The organism is Clostridium thermosuccinogenes (assembly GCF_002896855.1).
In the GTDB taxonomy this organism is placed as follows: domain Bacteria; phylum Bacillota; class Clostridia; order Acetivibrionales; family DSM-5807; genus Pseudoclostridium; species Pseudoclostridium thermosuccinogenes.
In genome coordinates this window covers 4,719,276-4,731,216 of the sequence record NZ_CP021850.1, presented here as the reverse complement: position 1 = coordinate 4,731,216, position 11,941 = coordinate 4,719,276, and the positions used below count along the sequence as shown (strand labels likewise).

General features: G+C 44.4%; 6 protein-coding genes. 4 read left to right on the top strand and 2 right to left on the bottom strand.

Annotated elements, in window-relative coordinates; all coding sequences use genetic code 11:
* Positions 1-153: 153 nt before the first annotated feature.
* Positions 154-306 (bottom strand): hypothetical protein, encoded by a 153-nt coding sequence (locus CDO33_RS21020; RefSeq protein WP_161496540.1) that lies wholly within the window; start codon positions 304-306, stop codon positions 154-156.
* Between the two features lie 308 nt (positions 307-614).
* Between CDO33_RS21020 and CDO33_RS21015 the strand changes: the two genes are divergently transcribed.
* Positions 615-776, top strand: a complete 162-nt coding sequence (locus CDO33_RS21015) for a hypothetical protein (protein ID WP_161496734.1) — start codon at positions 615-617, stop codon at positions 774-776.
* 116 nt (positions 777-892) lie between these two features.
* Here the strand turns inward: CDO33_RS21015 and CDO33_RS20520 are convergent, their stop codons facing one another.
* Complete coding sequence (locus CDO33_RS20520) at positions 893-9,694, bottom strand: glycoside hydrolase family 94 protein (protein WP_202849506.1); 8,802 nt, start codon at positions 9,692-9,694, stop codon at positions 893-895.
* A 301-nt stretch (positions 9,695-9,995) separates the two neighbouring features.
* Here CDO33_RS20520 and rpsD point away from each other — a divergent pair, with 301 nt between their 5' ends.
* Genes rpsD through CDO33_RS20510 form a run of 3 tightly spaced genes read left to right on the top strand, consistent with a single transcriptional unit; the run spans position 9,996 to position 11,820 of the window.
* Complete coding sequence (gene rpsD / locus CDO33_RS20515; RefSeq protein ID WP_103081856.1) at positions 9,996-10,577, top strand: 30S ribosomal protein S4; 582 nt, start codon at positions 9,996-9,998, stop codon at positions 10,575-10,577.
* 40 nt (positions 10,578-10,617) lie between these two features.
* Positions 10,618-10,824 (top strand): hypothetical protein, encoded by a 207-nt coding sequence (locus tag CDO33_RS20640; protein WP_133158800.1) that lies wholly within the window; start codon positions 10,618-10,620, stop codon positions 10,822-10,824.
* A 51-nt stretch (positions 10,825-10,875) separates the two neighbouring features.
* The gene (locus tag CDO33_RS20510) at positions 10,876-11,820 is read left to right on the top strand and encodes an AEC family transporter (RefSeq protein WP_103081855.1); all 945 of its coding nucleotides are present in this window, start codon (positions 10,876-10,878) and stop codon (positions 11,818-11,820) included.
* Positions 11,821-11,941: the final 121 nt, after the last annotated feature.

Below are 11,941 nucleotides of genomic sequence, written 5' to 3'. Positions count from 1 at the left end.
GCCGCAGCGACAGCTTTTATATATTACCACCATTACGTTAACTATTACAACCTATAACATCTTTGAATTATGAGCGTTTTATCAATTTACGTGCCGCCAACTTCGTTTTACTTCATTATCTAACCGTATAATGCTTTTTGCTTTACTGCCATATCAATCTGGCACTTTACCACTGGAATTCTTCTGAAGCTCATTTACCAGTTGCTGATACGCTTTAACCTCATTTCTCAATTCCTCAATAACCATATCCTTGATCCTTATAATCTCCAGCAGTTCATCTCTATCCATATCCTTTAATTCCTTCATAAGTTAATGTACCCCCTTAATAATCTTTTGACAGCGGCTAAGGCCATTTTCTTTTAGTTACCTTATGACTCGGTCGGTTGTTCATTAGGAAACTATTTTGCTATGGAAAACTGCCTCACTTTATAGGCGTTTCAGTGCAGCTGGACATATGCTTACCGCTCCGAATGCGGGATAGATATCCTTACCTATAAAGATAATGAACCTTTATAGCCGCACAATGCTTCCATATTATAAATAATACACCTGCAGTATAAGAATCTCAATCAATAAACAACAAAGAATATGCACCGGTAGAAATATCTTTACATATGAAACAAAAGCTAATTTATGTTTCGATATATGGTGGAGTCAAATTAGAAAAAGGTGAAAAGCCTGACCCCTATACTGGAGTTTCTATTTTATCAGCCGGGGATTGGCAGTCGGCAGCTGAAGCTTTTATAAATCTATATTTTTTAGTTAAGCCTCTCTGATAATATTCAATTGTTCAGTCAAGTATCTCCGTTTATATTCCTGTCAGTCTTTCATTCTGATGGTATGATATCTGCAGATGCCAATCCCAAGCTGCCTGAATACATTAGCTTTTTGTCTAGCCCATTATGACCTCAACTTGATGCTCCAGGCCGTCGTCTGTCAAAGGCAATACTGCTTCTTCCAGTTTTTTGCCGTCCAATGACACGGATTTTACTCCTTTATTTACAGCTTCAGGGTTTTTTATAGTTATTTCATACACCGCTGCACCGAATCTATATTTTATGCTGTATTCCTTCCATGTTGACGGAATGCATGGATTAAACAATATTTTGTTTTCCTCTTTCCTGATTCCCAGTATATGCTCCAGTCCGACCCTGTACATCCATCCGGCGGCACCGGTATACCAGGTCCATCCGCCTCTTCCTACGTTGGGATGCACCGCATAGACATCTGCAGCCATTACATAGGGCTCTACCCTGTAGCGGGACGATTCCATAGGAGTTCTGGCGTGGTTTATTGGGTTTATCATGTGATACAGATTTCCTGCAGTGTCCCCTTCTCCCAACTTCGCAAAAGCCATGACGGTCCAAACCGCAGCATGGGTATACTGTCCTCCGTTCTCCCGCACTCCCGGTACATAACCTTTTATATAACCCGGCTGCAGCTCGCTGCTGTCAAAAGGTGGTGTCAATAGCTTGATTATGCCTACTTCCCGGTCAACGAGGTAATTCTCCACGGCATGCATAGCTTCATCCACCCGGCTTTGCTTGCCGGCGCCTGATATGGCAGACCAAGACTGGGATAAGGAGTCTATTCTACATTCGGCGTTTTGTGCCGAACCTAGAGGAGTGCCATCATCAAAGTATGCTCTTCTGTACCAGCTTCCATCCCAAGCATTGTTTTCAATAGCATCAACTATATCCTGTGCTGCTTTCCTATACCGTTCAGCTCTTTCCTTATCTCCCCTCCTCATACATATCGGAATGAAATTGTTCAGTATCGTATAAAGGAACCAACCAAGCCATACGCTTTCGCCTTTTCCCTTATTGCCTACGGTGTTCATTCCATCATTCCAGTCACCGCATCCTATAAGGGGTATGCCATGAGGTCCGAACTTTAATCCATTCTCTATAGCTCTGATGCAGTGCTCATAAATATTTGATTTTTGCGCTGAAATACGTGGTATGTTATATCTTTCATCTTCGTCTTCCGCCAGCGGCTCATCCTCCAGATATCCAGCAACTTCATCCAGTATATTCCAATCCCCGGTATTCCTTATATAATCGATAGTCACATAAGGAAGCCATAAATAGTCGTCGGAATAACGGGTCCTTATGCCTTTGTCCGCTCCGGGATGCCACCAGTGCTGCACATCTCCCTCCAGGAACTGATGGGAGGCGTGAAGAAGTATCTGTTTTCTTGTGAGCTCCGGCCAGGTGTATACTACAGCCATAACATCCTGCAATTGATCCCTGTATCCGTACGCTCCACCGGACTGATAAAAGGCAGACCGTGCCCAGAGGCGGCATGCCACCACCTGGTATTGCAGCCATCCGTTTAGCATGATGTTTATGGAGTCATCCGGCGTTTTGACCTGTATGGCTCCCAATTTATTCAGCCAGTAACTTTTAACCTTGTTCAGGGCATCTTCCGCAGTTTCCGGATTCTTGTATTTTGACGCTACCTGAAGCGCTTCTTCCATGCTGGCTGCCTGTCCCAGCAGAAAGACAATCGTCCTCTCCTGACCCGGTTCAAGACTGGCCTTTACCTGAACTGCCCCACAAGGGTCCAGGCCCGCTCCTACTTTGCCGGAAAGCTCTGTCCTTCTTAAAGCCTCAGGATTTCTAAGGCTTCCCCTCAGGCCAATAAATTCCGTACGGTCCCCGGTGATGGAACGGACCTGCTCCGATACGTCCATAAAAGCAATTCTATCAGGAAAATCCGGATTAAAAGTATTGGTTAATAGCATCATACCGGATTCCTTGTGAATTCCTGTTGTTATATACTGGGCAGTAGTATTCTCGTTGACTCCCAGCACAGGTCTTATATAATAAGTAACACTCAAGTTTTTCACGGCATCGGTGGTATTTTTCAATCGCACCATGCATATCTTTACTGGATCGTCCACCGGAACAAACTCCGTCAGGCTCTGCTCCAAGCCATTGCAGCTGTGTTCAAAAACAGAATATCCCCATCCATGGCGTATGATATAATCACCGGCTCCTCTAATGGGCATCGGGGTTATGCTCCAGTATCTGCCCGTATTTTCATCCCTTACATAGAATATTTCTCCCGGAATGTCGGAAACGGGATCGTTCGACCATGGAGTAAGCTTGTTTTCACGGCTGTTCTCCGACCAGGTATATCCTCCTCCCGACTCCGACACTATAAAGCCAAACTTATTATTGGATATTACATTTATCCATGGAGCATAGGTGTGGACCCCATCGCGCAAATATATCACATACTCCCGTCCGTCGCTGCCAAAGCCTCCGATGCCATTAAAATATTTAAGGCTGGAAGTATCAAAATCCTGATGTTGAACGGTTTCCTCCGATGAATCGATGCTTTCTTCCTGCACTTCATTTATGTCCAAAAGAGGCACAACAGGCTTTTCCAAATCCGTTTTCAATTCTTCCCTGATTGAAGCTGCACTACCCCTCAATACTATCCTCGCGACGGTGTAGAGCAATACAATATCCTTTTCTTCCATCGTATTGGCATCCAGGATGAATACTCCTCCCTTTGCCCCGATCATATCCCGAGCGTGGCTATAGGAAATGGCATCTCTGACTGCATTATACAGCGGCTGCACATAACTGGACTCATCCTGCAAAAGTATAACCAGGTCCACAAGCAAGCCCTTTAATCTCCAATACTCATGGGCTTTGAGAATACGGGCCACCATATCGGTTTCCTCCGTATCCTTTAATGTGATGAGGATTATCGGAACATCTCCGGATATTCCAAATTTCCATAATCCCGCTTGTCCTTCCCTGTTCTTTTCAATGGCCCAAGCCCATTTTCTCCTGACCGGGCCTGGCAGCAATATCAGTGGTATCATTTCCAGATACAGCCGCACTTCTTCAGCCTTAAAGCCCAGATATCTCAATTCAATCTGGCTTCGATTCCATGCCAGTTCGAAAGCACGGTCCACCACTTTTGGGTCGCTGTACTTTTCAGCAATCTCAAGCAGTTGCTCCTTTTTGTCCCCGACAGCCATAATATATGAAAGCCTCACGCTTTGCCCCGGCTGCACGGTCACCCTCTTTCGCAGGCTCATGATAGGGTCAAGCACGGACCCTGCGGTATCGCTGAGCGGTTGATCCACTCCCATAGCAACAGGGTTTGAAATATCCCTGTTTCTTCCGATAAATTTGCTGCGATCCGTCTCATACTGAAGATTGCCAACTGCCTCTCCTTCAACAGTGACGCAGTGCATGGCCATTATAGGCTTCTGGCTTGCACTTCTAGGCCTTCTATATGCCAAGAGGCAATTGTGTTCAGCGACAAACTCAGTTGTAACAAAAAGGTTGCTGAAAGCCGGATGGGCAGCATCCGCATCAGCCGGGGTGAGAACTACCTCAAAATAGCTGGTCACCTCCAATATCCTGTTGTGCTGGCTGTGGTTAGTCAAGGTAACCCTTCTTATTTCGGCATTCTCTTCGGTTGAAACAATTATATCCGTCCGGGTTTCTATATTTCCGTCCTTTCTTCTAAAAACCGCTTTATCCGGGTAAAAGGTAACATGGTACTCCTCCGGAACGACATTAAAAGGCTCATAGGTAGTTGACCATGCGGTATTTGAATTTATGTTCTGAACAAAGACAAATGTACCCGATGCGGCCCCCCGGATATTTCCCTTCCATCTTGACACGGCAATATCCCCTATTTTGCTGTATCCCGATCCTCCATCGGTGACCATGACGGAATAGCTCCCGTTGGACATAATATGCATTTGCGGAAGTTCGCCCTCCGGTATGCCGAACTTTCTTATCACCTCTTTTTCTTCCTGCACTATCTTCTTGACCGGAATAAGCTTCTCCTTGAATTCTTTCGTTATTAAAGCCTTCTCCGGCATCCTTTCCTGCAGGAGCAGCTCAGCAGACCTCATCACAGGATTGCTGTGGAATCTCTCCTGTATGATATTATCGTTCAGATAGTTGTCAAGAGCCAGCAGGCTCATCCCAAGATGATGCACCATAAAGCTCCTTACAATTGCGCATTTTTCACCATGCCGCAGGCGGGATGGCGTATAATCTATCGCTTCGTACAGCCCGTAAGGCCCATCCATGCCTTCCTTAATCAGTTCCCTGATATTCTTAATGACCCCGACAGGGTCGATATTGAGGGCCAGCAGGGTTGCATAAGGCGCTACGACCATATCGTTTACAAGACCGCGCTTCAGGCCGAGTTCCGGTACTCCAAAAGCCTTGTACTGGTAATTCAGCTTCATGTCGAAAGAATAATAGGCCGACTCCGATGTTCCCCATGGAATTCCCCTGCTCATACCATACTTCTTCTGGGCTTTTACAGCAAAGTTGTATGTTTCGTCCAGCAGAGTGTTTTCATAATTTTTCATCACCAGGAAAGGCATAAAGTACTCAAACATTGTACCAGTCCAGGAAACCAATCCCTTATATCCGTCTACCATAGTAAGCCTTCTGCCCAGCCTGAACCAATGCTTTTTATCCACCTCGCCCCGGGCAACGGCAATATAACTTGCCTGCCTTGCTTCCGAAGCAAATAGGTCATAATACGCTTTTGTCAGCCTGTTTTCTTCTATATTGTAGCCAATGGAAAAGAGCTGCTTTTTATGATCAAATAGCGGTCCAAATTTAGTAGCCTCTGCTAGCTCCGATACTCTACGTATCATATCATTAATATCATTTATCGTTCTAAAAACACTTTCTTTTCCGTATTCTAACAGCTGTATAGCCTTGCCGTTTTTTTGCCCTACTTCAACCTTCTGTTCTACGCTATCAGCCGCTGACCCTCTCCTTTCGCCAACTGCGCCTGAGCCCTTCTCCAGGAGCTTCTTATGCATTTCCTCATATGCCTTCTGCAAGCCTGTGAGGGACAGATTGTCAGAATTTCTTCCATCGGCACTACCAGTATTAAGTTCAAGATTCACGAGTTCCTCTTCCTCAATCTCCAGCAGAGGGAAAAGCTCTGTCATGTCGGCCTGGAAGGATTTCAGCATGGCAAGGAGCTTTTTACCCCATACGGTTTTTTTGACTTTATGGCGACTGATATCATTTCCCGACAGATCATACAGCAATTTATCCACCAGGGACTTCAATTCCCTGATGCTAAAATTATGGTTCATGATGAGCTTATCCAGCATTTCTACATCAATTCCCATACCTGTTTCCTTGTTCTCTTCATTAAACAGTGCCACAGTGTCCCTGATGCCCAAAAGAGTCTCATTACCGAATAAGTTCCGGCTTAAGAGATCCTTCAATCCTTCTGCCAGTACAATAAGATATCCGACAAAGTTTCCGCTGTCCACGGTAGAAACATATGCCGGCCTTAGCACATCAAGAGTTAAAGTATCATACCAGTTATAAAGGTGCCCTTGCCACTTGTCCAGCTTTTCAATGACCGAAACGGAATCATCCAGCCTTTTCAGCATTTCTTTAAGGCCAATATACCCTAAATCCCATGCGCATAAAGTTGAAGCAAGCATCAGCCCTATATTTGTCGGTGATGTCCTGTGCGCCACTCCGTTCGGAGGATCCTCCTGGTAATTGTCCGGTGGCAGATAGTTGTTTTCGGCATTCACCATATCCTCAAAATATCTCCAGGTCTTCCGGGCGATCCGCCTGAGCTCCATGATATCCTGCCTGTCAAGCTTTGCAATTCCTTTTTCCTGTTTCAAACTTATCATGTAAGCCGTATAGGGAGCTGTTCCCCACAGGACGAGCAAAATCGCAGAAATCAATACCGCCTCCGATGAAAGCATGAATGCCAGGATAAATACTGCAATCCCTGCAAGGGGTGATATACACATTCTTCTCCAATAGCTGCCGAGGTCATTTTTAAGGGAAGCCTCCATATCTGCAGCTGTCACCCATTCCAGCATGTTCTTTCTCGTAAAAAGCACTCTTATTATTGTCCTCGATATAGCATCGCACATAAGATAAGCTTGATAAGCTATAAATACTATCTGCAGCACTGATTGATAAAGGCTGGCTCTAAATCCCCGTATTACAGTGGAATCTCCGCTTCCCGTGCTGCCCTGGTATCCGCCGGCAAACAGCCTTCCTATCAAATACATGATAGTGGGAAAAACTGCAGTAATTAAAGCCAAGCCAACCCACACAAGGCTATTGCCCGGAAAAATTGAAACTCCGAGGATGATGAGAAGAAACAATGAAGGATTAATAAGGCTTCTTCTCATGTTATCCAATATCTTCCACTTGGATATAAGAGAAAGAGGGTTTTTCCTCCTGTTGCCGTGCCTGTCCTTTACTTTTGACCCAAGCCACGGCAAAAGCTGCCAGTCTCCCCGTACCCAGCGGTGAAGTCTCATGGAAGAAGAATTGTATCTTGCAGGATATCCATCCACCAGGGAGATGTCTGACACCAATCCTGCCCTTATATAAGAGCCTTCCAGCAGGTCATGGCTCAGAACGGCATTTTCCGGTATTGCATCTTTTAGAATACCCTGGAAAACATCCAGCTCATATATACCTTTGCCGGTGAATATACCTTCTCGGAAAAGGTCCTGATATACATCGGATACAGCAGTGGTATATGGGTCGATGCCTCCCTGTCCTGCAAATATTTTTGAATACATTGTGCTGTTTGCGCTTGTTATGTTGATATCAATCCTCGGTTGCAGCAGGCCATAGCCTTCCACGACAACTCCTGTTTCCTTGTCCACTATTGCCCGGTTCATAGGATGGGCAATAGCTCCTATGAGTTTTTTCGCACTGCCTATAGGCATCAAGGTGTCTGCGTCAAGGGTGATCACATATTTCACATGAGGTATTTCTTTCACATCACAGCTCATAATGCTGTAGCTGGTTTTCTCTGAGCCTCTCAGCAGGTCATTGAGCTCTATTATGGCTCCGCGCTTCCGCTCCCATCCCATCCACCTGCCTTGGACAGAGTTTAGCTGCCTGTGCCGGTGGAAAAAGAAGAATAGAGTTTTACCTTCTTTAGCGTATTTTTCATTCAGCTCCCTTACGCCGCTAAGAGCTGCATTCACAATTTTGCTATCCTCCGGCAGCTCCTCCGATTCAGCATCCTTGAAATCCCCTACCAGAGCAAAATAGATGTTTTTTTCCTTATTAGCCAGGTAATTTGTCTCCATCTGCCTAAGCAGCTCTGCAACCCGTTTTTCATTAGGAAGCAGCGTGGGGACGATTACCATGGTGCTAAACTCTTCCGGAACTCCATCTTTTAGCTCCAGCTTTGGCAGCACAGCCGGTTCAAACATATGTGTTACTATGAAATTTATAATGGCAATTGCGATGTCGCTCGCAGGTATAAGTGTTACAACAGCTGCCAAAATGACCGCAAGACCGATATAGTTTTCTTTGTCAGCAGCATAATATACGAAAGGCACGGTAATCAGCAGTGTTATGAGAGCAATGGCCCCCAGGAAAAAGCATGAAGCTCTCTTTCTGGTATCGACTACATATGTGTCCAGGTTTCTGTCCCTGCGACCGATTTTTTGCTCCAGTTTTTTTCTCCCTTTTCCAATAAGGTAGTACCCCACATGGCATTCAGGATTTTCGGTCTTGGCTCCTTCTGGTTTGGAATTTGCTGATTCTAGAGCTTCTGATGCGCACTCAACTGCCTTTAGCGCTATGAGTGTTTCCGATACCCTGCATCTTTTTGCCATCTTTTCAACAACACGCCTGTAGTAATCTCTGGATTCAAAGTCCATAAGGCCATAAACTCCTGAAGGGTCCTGCCTCAGTATGCGTTCCACCTGGCTCAAGGATTCGAATATTTCCATCCAGTCCATGGTAGATATAGATTTTAAGCTTACTATTGAATTACCTATAGATACCTTTCTTGCCGCCTGAACCTGATGCTCCGAAGAAGCGATTGCCTCCGTCGACGAATTCTGTTCAATCAGTTTACCCTCCAGGTATTGCAAAAGCAGCGAAGCTCCGTTATCTCTATCCCTTAGCTTGCGAAGCAGGTGCACTGCAAAGGTAGAGTCTATGGTATCAAGGTCTTTAAATTTCTGCTTGTATGCAGCTAACATTTCATCGTAGTCTTTATCTTTGTCACTATTGATTACATTCACCAGTTCATCGGCCTTATGGCGCTGATTCTGGGATTCATTTACAGCTTCACAAATATATCTTATGTTTCTGATTAATGCGGCCCTCAGCATTACCGGAAGTGCCCATAACTCGGCAACAGACAGCAGACTTTGCGTCTGATAGGATTTCACGAAATTTACCAGAGTCTTTTCATCAATATTTCCATCAGTATGAGTAACAAGTTCAGAAGCAATGGCATATATTCTGGGATAACCCTTCAGGTATCCCGACTTTAAAACAGGCAGCCTGCAGCAGTTCTGTCTTAACAGATTCCGGTATATATCCTTGGCCTGCTCCTCAATAATATAGAAATTGTCCAAAAGCCATTCCACTGCAGGGGGCACAGGGAATCCCTGCGAAATATCATGGTTCATTCTCTTATATGTATCATATATATACCTGTAATCCTTAGAAACCCGAGATGCAAGCCAGTCTGAGTGCTTTGCACCTTTTTTAGTAACATGGCTTCTGGCTACGGCAACCGCATGCTTTTCAACTTCTGCAGGGCTTAGTATCGCACTGTTTATGTGCATGTCTTCCTTAGAGCCATTCCTTCTTAGCAGCAAAATGGCCAGTAATGCTATCAATCCTATTAAAATCAGGTATGTCACAGTTACTATCAAATTCATTGAGAAAAATCACCATTCCCTGAATATTTGTTTAGAGTGCACACATTATAAATTCATACCTTGCCATCTTAAGCAATAAATTATGTGTAATATTTAGGTTGCCCATATGTGCAAGAATTTACACAGGTTAAATGAAATGTATAAAAAGTTATTTTTATAACATATTCTTTGCTTAAAAGTTTGCGCTATATTACACAATAAATTGAAGTATATCAACGGAGCAATCGGCAAACTCTATTAATAAAGCAGAACAAATTTGTGTTTTGTTTATGAGAATATAAACCATTAAGGAGGAATTGATTTGGCCCGGTCAACAGTTCCGCGATTTAAATTATCACGGCACCTTGGTGTAAATGTTTTCAACCACCCAAAAGCCTTGAAAAGAGGGGTAAAAGTTCATAGAAAGTTATCGGAGTACGGTGAGCAGCTTCTTGAGAAGCAAAAACTAAAGGCGTACTACGGCGTCTTGGAAAAGCAGTTCAGAAGATATGTAGAGGAGGCACTGCGCTCCAAAGGAAATTCCGGGGAAATACTGCTTCAAAATCTTGAAAGAAGGCTGGACAACATAGTATACAGGCTGGGGTTTGCCTCAACCTTAAAGCAGGCGAGACAGATGGTAATACACGGCCATATACGGGTTAACGGTGAAAAGCTGGATCGCCCGTCATACAGAGTCAAGGTTGGTGAAAGCATATCATTGAGAGAAAAGTCCAGAGACATAGAAATGTTTGCAGATAATTTCAAAAACACCACGATAAATCTGGATTATCTGGAAAAGGACACCGAAAACTTTACAGGAAAGCTGACCAGACTGCCGCGCAGAGAAGAAATACCCATTGAGGTGAAAGAATCCAAAGTTCTGGAGTTCTATTCAAGGCGTTAACGGTCCATATCTAAAATTTTCAATTTCCGACAGCTGCCGGGTGACCCTGACACCCAGCAGCTACATAAAAATCCTTTGCATCCCTCAGATTCTTCCCTGGATCGCTTCTATATCAAGAGCATTGTTCGGAAATTTCCGGAACCCTGAGAGATTTGGATTGGATTTCAAAGCGGCGATAACCCCGGTAATGAATCCCTTTAACGTCAATATGCTGCCGATATCAGAAAGCAGGGACTACCACCCCTAGCCTTGGTGTGCTATACTATTTAAAATATGTTTTCGAAAGGTGGAGTTTGAGGTGGTTTTCCTAGAGGCGGTACAAGGTGTGCTCAGTATAATATTTATGATATCAACAGGATATTTTCTGAGCCATAAAGGCTGGTTTGACGACAAGTCCTCGAAACTCCTTTCAAAGCTTGTGGTAAGTCTCTCCCTGCCGGCATACATGATTTCAAACCTCGTCAGCAATTACAGCAAGGATGAACTTCTTCAACTCGGCAGCGGCCTGGTGATCCCTTTTGCATCAATGATATTATGCTATTTAATTGCAGTAGCTGCATCAAAACTGATAAAAATTCCTGACGGCAGAAAAGGCACGTTTTGCTCAATGTTTGCTTTATCCAACACCATATTCGTAGGACTTCCGGTCAATCTGGCCCTTTTCGGCGACATAAGCATTCCCTATGTGCTTTTATATTATATAGCCAACACCACCCTTTTCTGGACAGTAGGCGTATACGGCATAAGCAGGGATGCAGGAAACAGTGGCGGCAAAGTGCTCACAGGCAGCAATATCAAGCGGATATTCTCTCCCCCGCTTACAGGATTTCTCCTGGCCATAGTTTTAATACTGCTGGAGATCCACCTTCCCAAAAGCATACTGGACACATGCAAATACCTGGGCAACCTGACTACTCCCCTATCCATGCTGTTTATCGGTATAATAATTCATTCTGTAAATCTAAAAGAAATAAAGGTTGACAAGGATATGGTGGTTTTATTGGCAGGAAGGTTTATAGTAGCTCCGCTGCTTGTGTTTGCCATGACCTTTATGATTCCTATGCCTTTGCTCATGAAGAAGGTTTTTGTTATACAGGCGGCCATGCCGGCCATGACCCAGACCTCTATAATTGCGGAAAACTACAATGCCGATTATAAATATGCTGCAGTGATGACGGCAGTTACCACAATGGCCAGCCTTATATCCATACCTTTGTATATGGCCCTCTTAAGCCTCCTGTAGGCTATAGTCCATGTCCAGACTTGCAGGCACTTAAAAATTCTCTGAGGCCTGAGCATAAAATGGATCAGGAAATGGATCCGGATGCCTGCACAATCATAGGGTGCTCCATGAAGATTTGTCT